This window comes from Aeromonas sp. XH (assembly GCF_033348475.1).
GTDB lineage: Bacteria > Pseudomonadota > Gammaproteobacteria > Enterobacterales > Aeromonadaceae > Aeromonas > Aeromonas sanarellii.
This window is the reverse complement of the sequence record NZ_CP137630.1, coordinates 2214016-2232850: the sequence shown is the minus strand read 5'-3', so window position 1 is coordinate 2232850 and position 18835 is coordinate 2214016. Positions and strand designations below refer to the sequence as shown.

Annotated in this window: 17 protein-coding genes; 9 read left to right on the top strand and 8 right to left on the bottom strand. The window is 65.6% G+C overall.

Annotated features, from left to right (window positions below; all coding sequences use genetic code 11):
- Positions 1-2 precede the first annotated feature (2 nt).
- From ihfA to R2B70_RS10350, 7 genes are all read left to right on the top strand, one after another.
- Positions 3-299: an integration host factor subunit alpha gene (gene ihfA / locus R2B70_RS10380; protein WP_005300715.1), complete on the top strand. Its 297-nt coding sequence runs from the start codon at positions 3-5 to the stop codon at positions 297-299.
- 54 nt (positions 300-353) lie between these two features.
- A complete protein-coding gene (locus R2B70_RS10375) occupies positions 354-4274 on the top strand; it encodes an ATP-binding protein (protein WP_318163343.1) in 3921 nt (1306 codons plus the stop codon).
- A 1-nt stretch (position 4275) separates the two neighbouring features.
- On the top strand, positions 4276-5526 hold the full coding sequence (locus tag R2B70_RS10370) for a response regulator (RefSeq protein ID WP_318161400.1): 1251 nt from the start codon (positions 4276-4278) through the stop codon (positions 5524-5526).
- Between the two features lie 3 nt (positions 5527-5529).
- Complete coding sequence (locus R2B70_RS10365; RefSeq protein WP_318161399.1) at positions 5530-6144, top strand: GNAT family N-acetyltransferase; 615 nt, start codon at positions 5530-5532, stop codon at positions 6142-6144.
- 72 nt (positions 6145-6216) lie between these two features.
- The gene (cobB, locus tag R2B70_RS10360) at positions 6217-6990 is read left to right on the top strand and encodes a Sir2 family NAD+-dependent deacetylase (protein ID WP_318161398.1); all 774 of its coding nucleotides are present in this window, start codon (positions 6217-6219) and stop codon (positions 6988-6990) included.
- An 84-nt stretch (positions 6991-7074) separates the two neighbouring features.
- Positions 7075-7551, top strand: a complete 477-nt coding sequence (locus R2B70_RS10355; protein ID WP_042074189.1) for a hypothetical protein — start codon at positions 7075-7077, stop codon at positions 7549-7551.
- On the top strand, positions 7548-9206 hold the full coding sequence (locus R2B70_RS10350; protein WP_318161397.1) for a sensor domain-containing diguanylate cyclase: 1659 nt from the start codon (positions 7548-7550) through the stop codon (positions 9204-9206). Before R2B70_RS10355 ends, R2B70_RS10350 begins: the two co-directional genes overlap by 4 nt.
- A gap of 57 nt (positions 9207-9263) precedes the next feature.
- Here the strand turns inward: R2B70_RS10350 and R2B70_RS10345 are convergent, their stop codons facing one another.
- The 7 genes from R2B70_RS10345 to R2B70_RS10315 all read right to left on the bottom strand — a co-directional run bounded on the left by R2B70_RS10345 (position 9264) and on the right by R2B70_RS10315 (position 16036).
- Complete coding sequence (locus R2B70_RS10345) at positions 9264-10289, bottom strand: substrate-binding domain-containing protein (protein WP_318161396.1); 1026 nt, start codon at positions 10287-10289, stop codon at positions 9264-9266.
- Positions 10289-11221, bottom strand: coding sequence for a ribokinase (rbsK, locus tag R2B70_RS10340; protein WP_318161395.1), 933 nt, complete (start codon positions 11219-11221; stop codon positions 10289-10291). The genes R2B70_RS10345 and rbsK overlap by 1 nt, the downstream gene beginning before the upstream one ends.
- Before the next feature lie 94 nt (positions 11222-11315).
- Entirely contained in the window at positions 11316-12191 is an 876-nt protein-coding gene (gene rbsB / locus R2B70_RS10335; protein WP_318161394.1) for a ribose ABC transporter substrate-binding protein RbsB, read from the bottom strand.
- A 30-nt stretch (positions 12192-12221) separates the two neighbouring features.
- On the bottom strand, positions 12222-13190 hold the full coding sequence (gene rbsC, locus R2B70_RS10330) for a ribose ABC transporter permease (RefSeq protein ID WP_318161393.1): 969 nt from the start codon (positions 13188-13190) through the stop codon (positions 12222-12224).
- Entirely contained in the window at positions 13187-14719 is a 1533-nt protein-coding gene (rbsA, locus tag R2B70_RS10325; RefSeq protein ID WP_318161392.1) for a ribose ABC transporter ATP-binding protein RbsA, read from the bottom strand. Before rbsA ends, rbsC begins: the two co-directional genes overlap by 4 nt.
- A gap of 18 nt (positions 14720-14737) precedes the next feature.
- Entirely contained in the window at positions 14738-15157 is a 420-nt protein-coding gene (rbsD, locus tag R2B70_RS10320; RefSeq protein WP_209792390.1) for a D-ribose pyranase, read from the bottom strand.
- A 261-nt stretch (positions 15158-15418) separates the two neighbouring features.
- Positions 15419-16036 (bottom strand): glutathione S-transferase family protein, encoded by a 618-nt coding sequence (locus R2B70_RS10315; RefSeq protein WP_318161391.1) that lies wholly within the window; start codon positions 16034-16036, stop codon positions 15419-15421.
- A 272-nt stretch (positions 16037-16308) separates the two neighbouring features.
- Between R2B70_RS10315 and R2B70_RS10310 the strand changes: the two genes are divergently transcribed.
- Positions 16309-17064 carry a hypothetical protein gene (locus tag R2B70_RS10310; protein ID WP_318161390.1) on the top strand — a complete coding sequence of 252 codons (756 nt, stop codon included), beginning with the start codon at positions 16309-16311 and terminating at the stop codon, positions 17062-17064.
- Positions 17065-17127: 63 nt separating this feature from the next.
- The gene (locus R2B70_RS10305) at positions 17128-17793 is read left to right on the top strand and encodes a DUF2987 domain-containing protein (RefSeq protein WP_318161389.1); all 666 of its coding nucleotides are present in this window, start codon (positions 17128-17130) and stop codon (positions 17791-17793) included.
- A 72-nt stretch (positions 17794-17865) separates the two neighbouring features.
- On the opposite strand, the gene ttcA is transcribed toward R2B70_RS10305, so the two are convergent.
- Entirely contained in the window at positions 17866-18774 is a 909-nt protein-coding gene (ttcA, locus tag R2B70_RS10300; protein ID WP_042074174.1) for a tRNA 2-thiocytidine(32) synthetase TtcA, read from the bottom strand.
- Positions 18775-18835 lie beyond the last annotated feature (61 nt).

The window sequence follows — 18835 nt, the reverse complement described above, 5'->3', positions numbered from 1 at the left end:
CTATGGCGCTTACCAAAGCCGACATTGCAGAGCACCTGTTCACCCAGCTCGGGATGAGCAAGCGTGAAGCCAAAGATATGGTGGAAGCCTTCTTTGAGGAGATCAGACAAGCGCTTGAACGTGGTGAGCAAGTCAAGATTTCAGGCTTCGGTAACTTCGATCTTCGCGAGAAGAACCAGCGTCCCGGACGCAACCCCAAGACGGGGGAGGATATTCCCATCAGCGCCCGTCGCGTGGTGACCTTCCGGCCCGGCCAGAAGCTCAAGGCCAGGGTAGAAAATGTTGAACCCAACGAGTGACAAAAAGCCAGGCAACCGCCTGGCTTTTCCGTTTCGATGATAAAAATCCTGCTCCTGTCCGGTGCGCTGCTGGCCCTGCCACTGCGTGCCGCCATGCTTCCCCTGTCACCCGGTACCCAGGCCTATGCCGATTCGCTCACCGGGTTGACCTTCTGCTATCCCGCCCTGCAGCGCCCTCCCTATCTGGAAGAGCAGGGGGGGTTGCTCATCGATCAGGTGACGCGCCTGGCAGGACTGCTGCCGGTGCCGCTGCGCTTCGAGACCCTGCCCAGCTGGGCGGCGACCCTGCAGGCCTTGCAGGACGGGCGCTGCGATCTCGTTCCCCATGTGGGACCATTGCGGCATACACCGTCCGGCATGGGGCTGAGCCGGGCCATGCTGGAGGCGGAGTCCGCCATCCTTTACCGGGGGGAGCTGGATAAGGCCAGGTTCCTGATGTCGCCCATCTGGCAAGCACAGGACATCCTGACGCGGCTCTATCCCCACGCATCCCAGCTGCAGCTGACCGAGGCGGAGAACTGGTACGGCGCCCTGGTGGCGGGGCGGGGCAGCGCCTACCTCGGCGACTATCTGCAACTGCGTTACCTGATGCGGGAGTACCCGGACGAGGGGCTCAGGCTGCGTCGCCTGCGCAGCGACGATCTGGTGATCAGCTACCGGCTGATGATGCGAGACAAGCCCGAGCTGCGCGAGTTGGTGGACACGGCGATCCGCTTCCTGCCTCCGGGCAGCCTCTATCGGGATCTGGGGCGTTACCTGCCCCAGAGCGAGCAGGATGTGAACCCCTTGCACTTCACCGACAAGGAGCAGGCCTGGCTCGTGGGCAAGGCCCACACCATCAGGGTGGTGGCGGATCCCGGCTTCATGCCCTACAGCGGCGTCAGCCAGCAGGGAGAGCTCATCGGCTGGAGTGCGGATGTCTTGCGGGAAGTGAGCCGGCAGACCGGGCTGCATTTCGAGCCGGTGCCAGCCGCCAGCAAGGAGGAGGCGCTGGCCAAGCTGCGCAGCGGGGAGGCGGCCATGATGGCCGGCCTGCTGGAGTCTCCGGCGCTGGGGTCGGAGTTTGAATTCACCCGGGTGGTGGCGACCAGTCGCTACGCCCTGGTCAGCCGCAAGCAGGGGGCCCCCAGATCCCTGGCGGAGGTCAGCGGCAAGGTGATGGTCCCCAGGATGCTCTATGACACCAGCCTGCTCGCCCGCTTCGGCCAGCACGAGTGGGAAGTGACCGACAACCTGCTGCAAGGGCTGGCGGCGGTACAGCACGGCGATGCCCAGGCCATGCTGGCGGAGCTGTACCAGCTGCAATACCCCCTTCGCAACAACCAGTTGAGTGACCTCGCCATCACTGAGCTGCCCCAGCGCTTTGGCCTCGGCTTTGCCATCCGGCCGGGCCAGTCCAGACTGGCGGGGGTGCTGGAGCAGAGCCTGATGACCATCAACGATCGCCAGGTGAACGAGCTGGATCAGCGCTGGCGGCGTCTCGTCCTGAACCAGCAGGAGGGGGTCAGCTACGGCTTCTGGCTCGGCTCCGTCATGCTGGCCCTGGTGATCAGCATGGCGGTGATCTGGCTGATCTGGCGCTCCCGCCAGCAGCTGGCCCAGGAGGCGCGGGAGCGCCAGAAGGCGGAGCAGGCGCTGGCGCTGGAGAGCAAGTTCCGGGAATCCCTCTTCCAGGCGCTGCCGGTCCCCGTGTTTCTTCGCAATGACAAGGGGGAAGTGATCAAGCGCAACAAGCGGGCCAAGCGGATGGAGGCGCGCTACGCCGCCGATCTGGTGCTGCCTGCTCCCCAGTTGCAGGGGGCGGAGGGGGAGCTGGCGCTGCACGAGCAGGTCTACTCCTATGCCCAGATCCCGCTGCGCCTGGGGCCGCAGGCCCCGGCCGGGGATCTCATCGCCCTCTCGGACATCAGCGCCCTGCGCGAGCGCACCCGGCTGCTGCGCCAGGCGGAGCGGCGCCTGCGGGCCCTGACCAATACGGTGCCCGGCGTGGTGCTGCAATTCACCCTGCTGGACGGGGCCATCACCCGGGTGGAGTTTGTGAGCCGCGGCAGCCACGAGCTGCTGGGGCTGGCCAGCCAGCAGATCCGGAGCAATCCCAACGAGACGCTCACCCGCATCTCTCGCCAGGACAGGCGCGAGATGCGGGCTCCCATGCTGACCATGTTGCAGGCGGGGCACCCCTTCTCCCATCTGCTGCGCTACCAGCACCCTGCCAAGGGGCTGCGCTGGCTGCAGTTCTCCGGCAGGGGGCGTCGCCAGGGGGAGGGGTGGCGCGTCTACGGGGTGGTGCAGGATGTGACCAGCAGGGTGGAGCAGGAGCACTCCCTGCAGCTCTCCCACGAGCAGGCCCAGCAGGCCGTGCTCGCCAAGGGGCGCTTCCTGGCCGCCGTGAGCCACGAGATCCGCACCCCCATGAACGCCATGCTCGGCCTGCTGGAGTGGCTGGATCAGACCGAGCTCTCTGCCGAGCAGGCCTCGGTGCTGGCGCACGTCAGGCAGGCGGGCAACGAGTTGCTGGGGCTGCTCAACGACGTACTCGACTTCAGCCGCAACGAGACGCGCCAGCTTCGGCTCTCCTTGCAGCCCACGGATCTGGTGGAGCTGTGCGAACACGTGGCGGCGGTGCACTGGTCCAAGGCGCGCTCCCGGCATCTGCAGCTGCGCCTCAACCTGGATCCGGCGCTGCCCGCCCTGATGGAGCTCGATCCCCACCGGGTGCAGCAGGTGCTGCACAACCTGCTCTCCAACGCCATCAAGTTCAGCGAGCGGGGAGAAGTGGTGCTGTGGGCTCGCCGGCAGGGGGAGTGGATCTGGTGCGGCGTGGACGATCAGGGGCCCGGCATCAGCGCCGAGCTGCTGCCCCGGTTGTTCCAGCCCTTCGAGCAGGGGGAGGAGCCGGGACAGATCCGGGCCCAGGGCACGGGGCTCGGGCTCGCCATCTGTCGCCAGTTGATGGAGCAGATGGGCGGCGAGATCCGGGTCGAGCCCGTGGCCACCGGCGGCAGCCGCTTCATCTGTGTCTGGCCCCTCAGACAGGTGCAGGAGAAAGCGCCCTGGCAGCCCAGAGTCAAGCGGCTGTCCCTGCAACTGCCCCCCGAGGAGCAGGCCTACCTGCGTCCCTGGCTCGCCGAGCTGGGGGTCGCCGAGGATGGGATGGCCCCCGGCCTCGGCGTCCTGGTGGATGAGCGGGGGCTGCGCGCCTGGTCCTGGCAGGGGGAGCCCTGGATCCCGGGCTCCGTGGTCAGCCTGCTGCAACCCAGGCTTGCCCAGGAGGGGGAGGAGATCAGGGATCTGCCGGGCGCCGGCCTGTGCGTGCTCCTGGTGGAAGATCACGAAGTGAACCGGGTGCTGATCAGCATGCAGCTCGGTCAGCTGGGGGCCCGGGTACTGAGCGCCGCCAACGGCCGCCTGGCCCTCGAGATCCTGCGATCGGAGACGGTGGATCTGGTGCTGACCGATCTGCAGATGCCGGTGATGGACGGGGCCGAGCTGTGCAGGCAGCTGCGGGCCTCGGCACACTGGCAGCATCTGCCGGTCTACGTGATCACCGCCGATCTCAGCGAGCAGGCGGCGCAGCGGCTCGCCGAGTGCGGCTGCCAGGGACATCTGGACAAGCCCGTGCTGCTGAAGGAGCTGGCCATCCTGCTGCGCACCGTCTCCGGTCGCAACGGGGCTGAGGTGGCACAGGCTCCTCAGGCCATGCCCTTGTCCGCGCTGCTGAGCCCGGCCCTCATCGGAATTTACCTGACCTCGGTTCGCCAGGAGCTGGCGGACATTGAGCAGTGCCTCGCACAAGGGGACCCCCATGCTCTCAATGCGGCTTTACACAAGATGAAGGGGGCCGCCAAAATGGTGGGGGCCACCTCGCTGGTCCGGGTGATCGACCGTTGGCAGGAGGCCCCCGACCACCCCCTTGCAACTGAGTTGAGGCTGGCCGTGGAAGAGGTCTGTCGGCAACTGGGCGAAAGAGCATGAGATGATCATCACCGATGAAGAGTTGTTGGCCCTGCTGGAGTCGGATGACAGCCAGGGGCCCGTGTTTCACCCCGTCAGCGTCTATGCCCTGGACGCCGCCTCCCATCAGGCGGCGAAGGCGGCGGGCCTGCCGGCCTACGCCAGCCTGCATCGCACCCTGCCCGATGCCGGCTGGCAATGGGAGGGACTGTTTGCCGCCGGGGCCATCGCCCTGTTCGATCCCGCCTCCCATGCCGGGGCCGACTACCTGCCGCAGCTGCTGACCCCGGGAGTGGGGATCTATCGCCTGTCCGATCCCTGGCTCGAAGGGGTACAGGCACGGGAGCGGGAGTGGCGGGCCTGGCTTGCCCGGTTGCGGATCCTGCTGCTCGAGGATCACCCCTTCCAGGGAGCCTGCATCCAGCAGGAGATCCAGGCCCTGGGGACACCCTGCCACTGGGTGCAGGATGGCGAAGGTTGCCTGCGGGCCCTGGAGGAGGGGGGCGTGGGGCTGCTTATCTGCGATCTCAGCCTGGCGGAGCAGGATGCCATCAGCCTGCTGATGAGCCATCCCCAATATCGTCACAGCGGCCTGCCCATCATACTGCTCTCCGCCCACGATCAGACCCTGATCGACGGGGCCAGGCGTCTGCTGCACGACGCGGGTTTCAACGTGCTGGCAGCCCTGGCCAAGCCGCTGCAGAGCGACGATCTGCTGCGGCTGCTCAAGGTGCTCTATCTGGGGCCCCAGCGCCGGCGCCGACTCGGCGGCCTGAAGCGAACCATCCGCAGTTGGCAGGGGGAGCAGAGGGGGCAGCTTGGCCTGCTGGCGGAGGCGGAGTCGTTCACGCTGCCCGTCTGGCTGACCCTGAACGGCCTGTCGCCGCACTGGGAACCGCTCAAGGCCTGGCTGGAGCACCACGGGCGTCCGGCGAGCGAGCTGACCCTGGTCATCCATCGGCGGGATAACCTGCTGAGCCATGCGGATCGCTTCGCCCTGGTGTTGCAGGCGAGCCTGGCGGGGGCGAGGCTCGCCCTGCTGCTCGACAACGCTCAGCACCTGCCGTTCGATCTGCTGGAGCGTCTGCCGCTGCAATCCCTGCTGCTGGGGCAGCACATGCTGCCCGAGCTGGAGGCGATGGCCGCGGATTCCCTGCTGGCCCGCTTCATCCAGCGGGCCAGGGAGCTCGGCATCGCCCTCTACCTCGATGATCCCTTCAATCTGCTCGACGCCGCACAGTGGCAGGACTACGGCATGGCGGGGCGCTGGTAAGCCGTGCCGCACTATCTCTGCTGGCCCCTCGATGAGGCGCGCCTGGACAGGGGACTGAGCGGCTGGACGCCCCCCGTCTCGCGGGCTTCCCTGCCGGTGAAGATGACGGTGGGCGGGGTGCGCTGCCGGCTGCAGGAGCTGGCTGGCAGCGATCCCGAGCGCGTGCGGGCCGCCTATGAGGCGCTGAGCGAGCAAAGCGTCTACCTGCGCTTCATGCGCGCCAAGCAGCCCCCGACCCCGGAGCAGCTCGCGCTCTTTCTCGACTACCCCAGGGCGCCCCAGATAGGGCTGCTGCTCACCGATGAGCAGGGCCTGCCGCTGGCCATGGCCCAGTCCGTGCGCCGGCGCCTGCATCCCGACAGGGCCGAGTTCTCCTGCATAGTGGCGGATCATTTCCAGCATCGCGGCGCCGGGCGGCGCATCCTGCTGGCGCTGGCCCTGCTGGCGCACGGGGAGGGGATCCGGGAGTGGACCGCCGAGGTGCTGGGCCAGAATCGGCCCATGCTGGCGCTCTTGAAGGGGCTGGGGCTGCCGCTGACCCTGGTGACGGGGCGGGAGATGGTCTTCGCCAGGCTGGACCTGAGCGTCCTGGCGGGTCGTATTGCTGCCCGGCCATAAGACCAAGGGCGAATGGGCCGCCCCCCTCTCTTGTGCTAAGGTCAGCCTGTCACCCGTTGGAGGAGAACAACCATGGTGCAGTCAGCCAAACATATCGTGATCCTCACCGGTGCCGGCATCTCGGCCGAATCCGGTATCAAGACCTTTCGGGCCTGTGATGGCCTCTGGGAGGAACACAGGGTGGAAGACGTGGCGACCCCGGAGGGCTATGCGCGAGATCCCGAACTGGTGCAACGCTTCTACAATGCCCGGCGCCATCAGTTGCAGCGGGACGAGATCCACCCCAACCCTGCCCACTATGCCCTGGCCCGCCTCGAGCGCCTGTTCCCCGGGAGCGTGACCCTGATCACCCAGAACATCGACAACCTGCACGAGAGCGCGGGCAGCAAGAACCTCATCCACATGCACGGGGAGCTGCTCAAGGCGCGCTGCCCGGGGTCGGGCCAGGTGATCGAATGGCGCGGGGATCTCCACCAGCACGAGCTCTGCTCCTGCTGTCAGCTGCCCCAGCCGCTGCGGCCTCATGTGGTCTGGTTCGGCGAGATGCCGCTTGGGCTGGATCGCATCTATTCCGCCCTGGCCCAGTGCGATCTCTTCCTCTCTATCGGTACGTCCGGCGCCGTGTATCCGGCTGCCGGCTTCGTGCATGAGGCCGGCCTGAACGGAGCCCATACAGTGGAGCTCAATCTGGAGCCGAGCGAGGTGGGAAGCCAGTTTGACGAGAAGCGCTACGGCCCGGCATCCCTGCTGGTGCCGGCCTTCGTGGACGAACTGCTGCAAAGCTGCGGCGTGCACCAGCCCAGACAGATAGAGGGGCACAACTGGATGGAGATGCGTGGCTCATAACTATTGAGAATAAACACAGTTGCATTGGCTCTATGAAGTCGCCACACTGACTCCAACAACAAGGATGTGGCTGACGCAACATATATGGATATTCGAAAGTTCGGGTTCATTTCCCTTCTGCTGGTGCTGATCTCGTTCGGGACTCAGGCTGCTACTCCCCTGTTGCAATTGATCCTGCCGGACAAGCGGGAAGTCACCCTGGACGAGGCGGCACTGGCCGCCTTGCCCCAGGTGGAATTCGAGACGGCCACCCCCTGGACCGTCGGTGTCCACCGCTACCGCGGTCCGACCCTGGTCAGCGTGCTGGCGGCGCAAGGGGCCGCCGGGGCCAGCGTGCTCGATGTGGTGGCGCTCAATGGCTACCGGCAACGGGTCGATCTCTCCCTGTTTGCCAAGGTGCCGCTCACCCTGGTGCGCCACCAGGATGGCAAGCCGCTGACCCGCCGCAACAAGGGGCCGCTCTGGCTGCTGATCCCTCTCTCGGCGCACCCCGAGATGGATGTCTCCGCCATCCACAACAACATGGTCTGGCAGACGATCCGCATCGAGGTCGTCAAGTGACCCGTCGACAGCGCCACAATCTGCTGCTGGCCGCCATCTCGCTCTGCTTCCTGTTTTCCTCCGTGTGGGGCCTCTATCTGCAGAGCCGACACGAACAGCTGGTCGACATCTTCTACCGCAACACCCACTGGAACATCAGCCAGGTGATGCTGGAATCCCAGCGTTTCCTCTACAACCTGCGCCTCTACCGGGCCGACGGCCTCGACATGGAGACCCTGAGCCTGGATTACGATCTGCTGTGGAACCGGCTGGATGTGTTTCTGGTCGGCACCGAAACCGCAGATGCCCGCGCCCGGCATGGGCTGGGCGAGGTGCTGACCAAGCTGTTTGACGAGATCAAGATGCTGGAGCCTCAGGTCCAGGCTGGTGCGCTGCAAAAGGGCGAGGCCCTCGATCGGGCGCTTGTCCGGATTGCCGACCTGACCCGCCAGGTGGAGCTGATAGGGGATCAGATCCTCTCCGGTCAGGAGCGGGAGGCGTCACTCCACCAGCTGCGTCAGAGCCTGTTCTGGATCCAGATCTGGCAGCTGATCCTGCTGGTGATGGGGGGCGTGCTGGTCTTCGCCCTGATCCGCACCAACCTGCAGAATCGCCGGCTCTCCCTGCTCGATCCCATGACCCGGCTGGGCAACCGCCGGGCCTTGCAGGGGCAGCTCAGGCAGTCCCTGCAGCGGGGCCGGATCCAGGCCCTGGTGGTGCTCGATCTCAAGCGGTTCAAGCAGGTCAATGATCTGCTCGGCTACCAGGTCGGTGATCGCCTGTTGCAGGCGGTCGCCGCGAGACTGCGGCAAGCCTGCCCCGGCCTGGCCTATCGCCTGGGGGGAGATGAATTTGCCGTGGTGCTGGCCACCGACCATGAGGAGCTCGAGGCCCGCATGGAGGCCATGGTGAATCTGCTGCAGTTCGAGTTCGTGACCCGGGAGAGCAGTTTCGACCTCGCCTGCCGCTTCGGGGTGGCCAGGGTCGAGGGGGGCGAGGAGGCCGAGCAGCTGCTGGAGCAGGCCATATTGGCACTGAATGAAGCCAAACGCAGCAATGGCACCCTGGTCTGGTACCAGTCGGCGATGAAGGCGACCCTCAGCATGAACCAGCGGCAACTGCACCAGTTGCGGGAGTGGCTGGCGGGGGCCGCGCCCTCGCCCCTGGAGACCGTCTTCGAGCCCCTGCAAGACGAGCGGGGAGAGCGGGTGACGGCCATCGGCGTGCGCTGGCGGGTGGGGCAGCAGGTGTGTGACGTGGACTGGATGCAGGAGCGCGGCGTTCTCGGTCCCGTGGTGGCCAGGTTGCTGATGGACGCGGATCTCCGCCAGCCCCTGCTGCTGGCGCTGCGCCAGCCGTCGCAACTGGCCCATGTGCTGGCCTTCCTGCCGTCCCTGCCACAAGGAGCACTGATCCTGGCGCTGCCGACCCTGACGGAGGACGCGGCCCTGCTGGACAAGGTGCGCCAGCGTGACTGCGTGCTGGCGCTGGGTGAGCTCGGCAGCCGGGTTCCCGCGCTCTTGCAGGCGGGCTGGCCGATCCGCTACTGGCTGCCCGAGCCCTCCGATCACCTTGCTCTGCTGCACCCCCTTGCCAGGCAACTGGGGTTGCGGCGCCTGAACCGTACGGGGGCGGCGGGGCAGGGCGACGTGCTCAAGCAGCGCGAGCCCTATTGATGGGACAAGGAAATAAAAAAGGGCGGCTCGGGCCGCCCTTCTCGTATCTGCTGATCCTCAGGAGGCCTTGCCGTCCGGGGAGGGGAAGGGGGCGCAGGAGTTCCTGATCACCAGATCCGGCTCCACGGTGATCCGGCGATTGTCTATCTGCTCGCCGTTGATGCGAGCCAGCAACCGGGTGACGGCGAGGCGGCCCAGCTCCTCCTTGGGCTGGTTGACCGTGGTGAGCGGCGGCGACATGAACTGGGCCAGTGCCACGTTGTCATAGCCGACGATGGAGAGGTCGCGCGGGATCACCAGCCCCGCCTGATGGGCGGCACTGATGGCCCCCATGGCCATCATGTCGTTGCACACAAAAAGAGCGCTGGGACGCACGGGCTGTGCCAGCAGACGCTCCATGGCGGCGGCGCCGCTGGCGCAGTCGAAGTCCCCCTCCTGGATCCAGGCCGGATTGACGGCGAGCCCCGCTTCCTGCATCGCCTGCTCGAAGCCTGCCAGCCGCTGATCGGCGGGGGCGCGCTTGTGGGGACCCGTGATGCAGCCGATGGCGGTGTGACCCAGCCCCAGCAGGTGGCGGGTCGCCAGGTAGCCGCCGCGATGGGAGTTGTCGGCGATGAGATCCACTTCGCCGTTCTCCATGCCCCAGTCCATCACCACCACCGGCAGGCTCTTGAGCCAGTCGAGCTGGTTGAACACCTCCTGCTGCCCCTCGCTGCACATGATCAGCAGGCCATCCACTCGTTTTCTGAGCATCATCTTGAGGTAGGAGAGGGCGGTCTCGGCCTGTCCCTCGGTGTTGCCCAGCATGAGGTTGTAACCCTGCTCGAAGCAGTAGCGCTCCACCCCGCGCACCACCTCGGCGAAGAAGGGGTTGCTGGAGGTGGTAACCAGCATGCCGATGCTGTTGGTCTCCTTCACCTTGAGGCTGCGGGCCACCAGGCTGGGGGCATAGTTGAGCTCGCGCATGGCGGCGAAGACCCGCTCCCGGGTCTCCTCGGCCACGAAACGGGTCTCGTTGATGACATGGGAGACTGTGGTGGTGGAGACCCCCGCCTGCGCCGCCACCTCCTTGATATTGGCCATCAGTATCCCTGCGCCGTCTGTTCAAGGAGGAAGGATTCCACCTCCTGCTTGCTCGGGATGGAGCTCTGGGCCCCGAAGCGGGTCACAGAGAGCGCCGCCGCGCCGTGGGCGAAGCGCACCGCGTCGTGGAAGTCGGCGCCGGCGAGCTCGGCCGCCAGCAGGGCACCGTTGAAGGTGTCGCCTGCTGCCGTGGTGTCCACCGCCTTGACCCGAAAGCCTGGAATAAGTTGCTGTTGTGTCCCGTTGCTGAAATAGACCCCCTGGGAACCCAGGGTGATCATCACCTCCGCTATGCCCATCTGGTGGAAGCGGGCGGCGGCCTGGGCCGCAGTCGCCTCGTCGGTGACCTTGACCCCGGTCAGCAGCTCGGCCTCGGTCTGGTTCGGGGTGATGAGATCCACCAGCGCCAGCAGCTCCTGCGAGAGCGGCCGGGCAGGCGCGGGGTTGAGCACCACCCGGGTGTCGTGGGCACGGGCCAGACGGGCGGCCTCCAGCACAGTCTCCAGGGGCACTTCCAGCTGCAGCAACAGGGTGTGGGCAGCGGCGATCAGCCCTTCGTGGCCTTTCACCACGGCCGGGGTGAGGGCGCCGTTGGCCTCGGCGGAGATGCCGATGCTGTTCTCCCCCTCGTCGCTCACATAGATGATGGCGATGCCGGTGGGGAGCTTGGGGTCGAGCGCGACGGCGCTCACGTCGATGCCGTCCTGGGCGAAGCCTTCTCTCATCTGACGGCCGATGGCGTCATCGCCGATGCGGGCGATGAAGGAGACTTCTGCACCTAACCGAGCGGCGGCCACCGCCTGATTGGCGCCCTTGCCGCCGGGGACGACCTGATAGCTGTGACCGGTCAGGGTTTCACCGGGGCGGGGAAAGTGGGGGACACGCAGCACGTGATCCGCATTGACGCTGCCGAGGACTACGAGACGATTCATTCCTATCACCCTTGTTGAGAACATCCTGATCTGGGTGGGCCCAGATCGGGAGGCTCTGCCGAAGAAAGGGGGAGGCGAGCCTCCCCCCACGGACTTACTTGTTGACGATCTGCAGCGGTACCGGGATGGACTTCTCCACCGGCTGGCCCTTGAGCACCTTGTCGGCGGTTTCCACGCCGATGGCGCCGATGAGGGCCGGCTGTTGGGCCACGGTGGCGGCCAGTTTACCCTTGGCCACGGCGGCCTTGCCATCGTCGGTGCCGTCGAAGCCCACGATCATCACCTCTTTGCCGGCGGCCTGCACGGCGCGGATGGCCCCTAGCGCCATCTCGTCGTTCTGGGCGAACACCGCCTGCACGGTCGGGTGCGCCGCCAGCAGGTTCTCCATGACGTTCAGACCCTTGGTGCGGTCAAAGTCGGCGGGCTGGGAGGCCAGCACTTCCAGCTTGTTGGCGGCCACCGCCAGGGCGAAGCCTTCGCCGCGGTCACGGGCGGCGGAGGTGCCGGCGATCCCTTCGAGCTGGATCACCTTGGCACCGCTGCCCAGCTTCTCGGCGATGAAGTCGCCGGCCAGCTTGCCGCCCGCCACGTTGTCGGAGGCGATGTGGGCCTTGACGTCACCCTGGGCCGCACCGCGGTCCAGGGTCAGCACAGGGATGCTGGCCTTGTTGGCCAGACGGATGGCGTTGCCCACGGCTTCGGAGTCTGTCGGGTTGATCAGGATGGCGTTGACCTTGCGCACGGTGAGATCTTCCACGTTGGAGAGCTCCTTGGCCGGGTCGTTCTGGGAGTCCAGCACCACCAGCTCGTAGCCAAGTTCCTTGGCCTTGGCTTCGGCCCCCTCCTTCATGGTGACGAAGAAGGGGTTGTTGAGGGTGGAGACCACCATGGCCAGGGTCTGATCGGCGGCCTGGGCGGTACCCAGCACGGACATGATGGCGGCAGCGAGCAGGGTATTTAGCTTTTTCATCATTTCATTCCTTGTGTGTGGCTTGTGGTATCAACGGTTGCTTTTGTTATCGATCATCACGGCGAGCAGGATCACGCTGGCCTTGGCGATCATCTGGTAATAGGAGCTGACGTCGAGCAGGTTGAGGGCGTTGTTGAGGAAGCCGATGATGAGGGCGCCTATCAGGGTCCCCATGATGCGGCCCTTGCCCCCCATCAGGCTGGTGCCCCCCAGCACCACGGCGGCGATGGCATCCAGCTCGTAACCCATGCCGGCAGTCGGCTGGGCGGAGGAGAGGCGAGAGGTGACGATGAGCCCGGCCAATGCCGACAGCATGCCGCACAGACCGTAGACCGCGAGCTTGACCCGATCCACATTGATGCCGGAGAGGCGGGTGGCCGACTCGTTGCCGCCCAGGGCATAGATGTAACGGCCCAGGCGAGTGTGGTTGAGCAGGTACCAGGCCAGCAGGAAGACGATGGCCATCAACCAGATGGGCACCGGCAGGCCGAGCAGGTAGCCGGTTCCCAGCCAGGCGAAGTGATCGGCGCCGTCACTGAAGCCGGTGGAGATGGGACGCCCCTCGGTGTAGACCATGGTGATGCCGCGCAGGGCGGTCATGGTGACCAGGGTGGCGATGAAGGCCTGCACCTTGCCCTTGGCGATGATGAGACCGCTGATGCCGCCGAGCAGGGCGCCGGCCCCCAGGGTGAGGGGGATCACCAGCATGATGGGCAGCTCCATGGCAACCATGGTGGCGGCCAGGGCGCCGCACAGGGCCAGTACCGAGCCGACTGACAGATCGATACCGGCGGTGAGGATCACCAGCGTCATGCCGACCGCCATGATGGCGTTGACCGAGGTCTGGCGCAGGATGTTGAGCAGGTTGTCGGCGGTGAAGAAGTTCGGGCTCAGGAAGGAGACCACGCCGATCAGCACCAGCAGCGCCACCAGGGATTTGTTCTCGATCCACCAGGCCTTGCTCATGATGCCGCGGCGGGGAAGGGTTTGGGTTGTCATTGTGCTGCCTCTTGCTCTGCTTGCCACTGTTTACCCACGGCGGCCGCCATCAGCTTCTCCTGATTGGCGTCCCGGGTATTGAACTCTGCGCTGATGCGCCCCTCGTGCATCACCAGGATGCGATCGCTCATGCCGAGCACTTCCGGCATTTCGGAGGAAACCAGGATGATGCTCATCCCCTCCTGCTTGAACTGGTTGATGAGCTGATAGATCTCCTTCTTGGCCCCCACGTCGACGCCGCGGGTCGGCTCGTCCAGGATCAGCACCTTGGGCCGGGTCAGCAGCCCCTTGGCGATGGCCACCTTCTGCTGGTTGCCGCCGGAGAGCAGCTTGATCAGCTGATCCTGGCTCGGGGTCTTGATGTTGAAGAGGCGCACGTAGTCCCCCACCGCCTGGCGCTCGGCCTGGCCGTCAATCTTGCCGGCGCGGATGAACTCGCCGAGGGCGCACAGGCTCATGTTCTCCCGCACGGAGAGCTCCAGCACCAGGCCGTCCCCCTTGCGATCCTCGGAGATGTAGGCGATGCCGGCCGCCAGGCCATCGGCCGGGCTCCTGGGGACCAGGGCGTGACCATCCACGGTGATGTCACCGCCGCTGATGGGGCTGGCGCCGTAGATGAGCTTCATCAGCTCGGTACGGCCGGAGCCCATCAGGCCGCTGAAGCCCAGAATTTCCCCCTGACGCAGGGAGAAGCTCACCCCGCGCACGCCGGGGCCGGCCAGATCCTTGACCTGCAGGCTGATCGGACCGAGCTCGCGCTTAAGACGCGGATACTGCTCTTCCAGCCGGCGGCCCACCATCATCTCGATGATCCTGTCTTCGTCGAGATCGCTCACCGCCTGCTCGCCGATCCATTTGCCGTCCCGCAGCACTGTCACCCGATCGCAGATCTCGAAGATCTCCTTGAGACGGTGGGAGATGTAGACGATGCCACAGCCCTGCTGGCGCAGCTCGCGAATGACGGTGAACAGCTGCTCTGTCTCGGTGTCGGTCAGGGCATCGGTGGGCTCGTCCATGATGATGACGCTGGCATCGAACGACAGCGCCTTGGCGATCTCCACCATCTGCTGTTCGCCGATGGAGAGATCCCCGAGTCGGGTATCCGGGCCATGCTTGACGCCCAAACGGGCCAGGAGGGTGCTGGCCCGCTCGCGCAGCTGCTTGTGGTCGATGCTGCCAAAGCGGGTGCGCGGCTCGCGGCCGAGGAAGATGTTGGCGGCAATCGACAGTTCCGGCAGCAGGTTCAGCTCCTGGTGGATGATGCTGATCCCCTGATCCTGGGAGTCGCGCGGCCCCTTGAAGTGGACCGGCTGGCCGCGGTAGCTGACGGTGCCCGCATCGGCCTGATAGATGCCGGTCAGCACCTTCATCAGGGTGGACTTGCCGGCGCCGTTCTCGCCGAGCAGGGCCATCACCTGGCCCGGATAGACCTTGAGGCCCGCCTCGTCGAGGGCGCGTACCCCGGGGAAGGTCTTGACGATCCCGGCGAGCTCCAGAATGGGCGAGGGGAGCGGGGAGCTTGTGCTCATGGCTGCGTCCTCCAAGACTTAGAACGCCACACCGGCGCAGAGGATGAGGTTGGCGTAGGGGGTCACCTCGCCGCTGCGCACAATCGCTTTGCTCTGGCGGGTGCGGGCCTTGAATGCCTCGTGCAGGCAGTATTCGATGGTGATGGGCTTGCCTTGGGCAGCGGCGTGCGCCTCCAGCTGATCCACCAGCGCCTGGTGAGCGGCGGGGCTGATCAGCTTGATCTCGCTCGCCATGATCACCTTCTCCACCACCAGGTCGGTGAGCAGGGCGCTCAGCACTGTGTCAAGGCTGGGAGTGCCTGCCATCAGCGCCAGATCGATGCGCTCGGGGCCCGCCGGTATGGGCAGCCCGGCGTCGCAGACGGTGATCTCGTCGGTATGGCCCATGTGGGCCACCAGCGAACTCAGGGGAGCGTTGAGCAGCTTGCCTCGTTTCATACAGCACCTCGGCGGTTTGTGACCGCATATCCGATATTGAACAGGGCAACCGGTTACGCAACCGGTTGCGTCGTTGATGCGAAAGATAGGCGCTAACCGTTAACGGGTCTAGGTACAGATGACGAAAATGTGAAAACGATCTCAGTGATGGGGAGCAAAGAGGAGAAAGGGGTGCCAGAAGAGCACCCGTCAGGTCATGAGAACCGGGTGCCCGGGAGCGGGGTCGGTGCCTCGAGGGAAGAGCGACAGAATGGGGCGGGATCAGACGGCGAGCGCCTCCTGCACGGCGGGGCGGGTCTGCATGCGCCTGTAGTGGTCCGCCACCCCGGGAAACTCGTCGATGGCCACCCCATCGCTCTCGAGCCAGCTTGCCACCACGAACAGGTAGATGTCGGCCAGGCTGAAGCGCTCCCCCAGCACCCAGGGACCGGCCAGGTAGTGGCGCTCTATCTGGTCGAAACCCTCGCGCATGTTCTGGGGCATCTTGGCCAGCATGGCCGCGATGGCCTGTGCCTCATCGGCCCAGCGGCTGCCGCGCCGGCCATGGGCGTGGGCGACGTGCACGGTGGAGGCGAGGAAGCTGTGCACCTCCTGCATGCGGGCCAGCAGGAAGGGGTCCTCCAGGGGCGCCAGTTTGGCCTCCGGGAAGCGCTGGGCCACGTAGAGCAGCAGGGCTGGGGTCTCGGTCAGCACACCCTGCTCGGTGACCAGGGCCGGCACCCGGCCCTTGGGATTGATGGCCAGATATTCAGGAGTACGCTGCTCGCCGGCGGCCAGATCGAGGCGCTTGACCCTGTGTGGGGCGCCGGCTTCCACCAGGGCGATGCGGACCGCCATGGCACAGGTGCCGGGGGCGAGATAGAGGGTCAGTTCGGACATGGCCGTTCTCCTTGTGTGAGCGATGGGGGGAGGAACCCGCCGATGAGTGCACCAGAGTCTGACGGGTCCAGGCATCATCCTACGCCCGTTGACGGCGGGGGCCAAGCCACGGAGTGTGCTGCCAGGGCTGGCCGTATTTTTGCGGCTGGTATCAACGGCTTTCTGAACGGAAGATAACAGGAAAAACGGCTACGCATGCCTGGTCAAACCGCTATAATGTGCCACCTTGGATCAGTCGCTAGTGAATGTTGGATAGTCAATTGAGTAATAGAATGCGGATCGGTGGAACCCTCGAACAGTCCCTCAGCCAGGGATACCGTCTGGACCTGCAAGGGGTGCTGAAAGAGGCGTGGCAGCAGACCCGGCGGACCGGTTTCGGCCTGGCGCTGGCCATCGCCGGTGTCATGGCAATCTGGATCCTGCTGAGCAATACCCTGCTGGCCCCCCATGTCGCCCAGGAAGGGGGTGACATGGACATGGCCCTGATCCTGAGCCTGCTCATCACAGTGATCATGTCCCCCATGACCTCTTCCCTCGACATGCTGGGGTTGCAGCAGTCGGTGGGAGTGCGGGCCCGGCCGAGCCAGGTGTTCGACTTCTTTCGCCACTTCCTGCGCCTGGGGAGCCTGAGCCTGCTCGGCAGCCTGATCACCAGCCTGTTCGGCCCCCTGTTCGAACTGCTGGGACTGCCGGTGATGCTGGCCTTCATTCCCTCTGCCCTGGTGGGCATGGGGCTGGTGTTCACCGTCCCCCTGGTGCTGGAGCGCGGCCTGTCGCCGGCTCAGGCCATTCTGGTCTCCCTCAAGCTGTTTGCCCGCGGCTGGCCCAGCATAGTGCTGCTGCACGGGGTCATGCTGGCGCTCTTCTTCCTGGCGCTCATCCCCATGGGGCTGGGGCTTATCTGGGTGGCGCCCCTCTATTTCAACTGCAAGGGGATCCTCTACCGGGATCTGTGCGGCGTCGCCGTGGAGGTGACCGAGGTGGCGGACAACGCCGGTGGGCAGGGGCCGGACCATTTCAATGCCTGACGGGCAGGCCGTGGCGATGGCCGATGTCGGCCGAGGAGAAGGCAAGATGCAAGAGGATGGCATATGACGAATCGATACGGGGTGGCGGCAGCCCTGCTGCTGGTGCCCATGCTGGGGCAGGCGGCGCCGTCCCTGGAGCTGGCCTACGGCACCTTCTACAGCCAGATGAAGACCTTCGCCAAGGGGGAATTCGGCCACGCCAGGCTGGGGTTTTATCTGACCGATCCGCAAAATGGCCGGCGCTGCCTGCTCACTTCGGCCAGGGTCTCGACCCCGGACAGGGATGTGCCTGCCGAGGTCACGGTGGACAGCGAGCTGCGCCTGCCCTACGACGATGATCTCAATCTGGACAAGGCGACCGTGGTGGTCGAGCTCACCGAGCCACACGCCGCCTGCGACATGTCGGTGCAGGTGATGGCTGACGCCCCCGCCACCCCCGAGGTGCCGCTGGCGGAGATCGCCCTGCGCCAGCAGCAGATGCAGCAGTTGCTCGACAAGATGGCCGGCATGGTCGGCAAGTATTTCCTGCCGCGGATGGAAGGGGTGCGCTTCTCCCTGGTGGCGCCTTCGGGGACGGCCTACCTAGTCGAGGGCGCCCGCCAGGAGGCGGTGCCCTGGCAGCAGGGGCAACTGCTGCTGAGCAATGCCCAGCTGGCGGCCTTTGCCAACGGCAGGCTGCAACTGCAGGGAGAGATACTGCGGCTGACCCCCTGGTTGCACAAGGGCTGAAGAAGCCGGGTGCCAGACAGGCAAAGAAAAGGAGCGCATGGCGCTCCTTTTTCGTGCTCGCTGGCAGGGAGCTCAGCGCACCTCGATCACGTCCAGCATGTCCATCTCGTCGATGTCCAGCAGCGGCGCCTTGGGCAGCTCGGGCGGGTCGAATGCCTTGTCACCCCCGTCGATGATGCCGGAGTCCCGGTTGATGCTCTTGAAGTCAAACAGCTTGTGATCGAGCAGGTGGCTCGGGATCACGTCCTGGATGGCGGTGAACATGGTCTCGAGACGGCCGGGGAAGCGGCGATCCCACTCCTGCATCATCTGCTTGATGGCCTGGCGCTGCAGGTTCTCCTGGGAGCCGCACAGGTTGCAGGGGATGATGGGGAAGGCCTTGACCTCGGCATAGCGCACCAGGTCTTTTTCCTTGCAGTAGGCGAGCGGGCGGATCACCACGTTCTTGCCATCGTCGCTCACCAGCTTGGGCGGCATGGATTTCAGCTTGCCGCCGTAGAACATGTTGAGGAACAGGGTCTCGAGGATGTCGTCCCTGTGATGGCCGAGGGCAATCTTGGTGCAGCCCAATTCCTGGGCGGTACGGTAGAGGATGCCGCGGCGCAGGCGGGAGCAGAGCGCGCAGGTGGTCTTGCCCTCCGGCACCTTCTCCTTGACGATGGCGTAGGTATCCTCTTCGACGATCTTGAAGTCGATGCCGAGGGTGCTCAGGTATTCCGGCAGCACGTGCTCGGGGAAGCCGGGTTGCTTCTGATCCAGGTTGACGGCCACGAGATCGAAATGGATGGGGGCGCTGGCCTTCAGGCTCATCAGGATGTCGAGCATGGCAAAGCTGTCCTTGCCGCCGGACAGGCAGACCATGATCTTGTCACCCTCTTCAACCATGTTGAAGTCGGCGATGGCCTGGCCCACGTTGCGCCGCAGGCGTTTCTGCAGCTTGTTGAAACTGTATTTCTCTTTGGCGTTAAGCTCTTCTAGCATGGCCTCAAACCCGGGACAAAAATAAGCGGCTTATTATAGCCATGTCCCGGGGGAGGGCAAG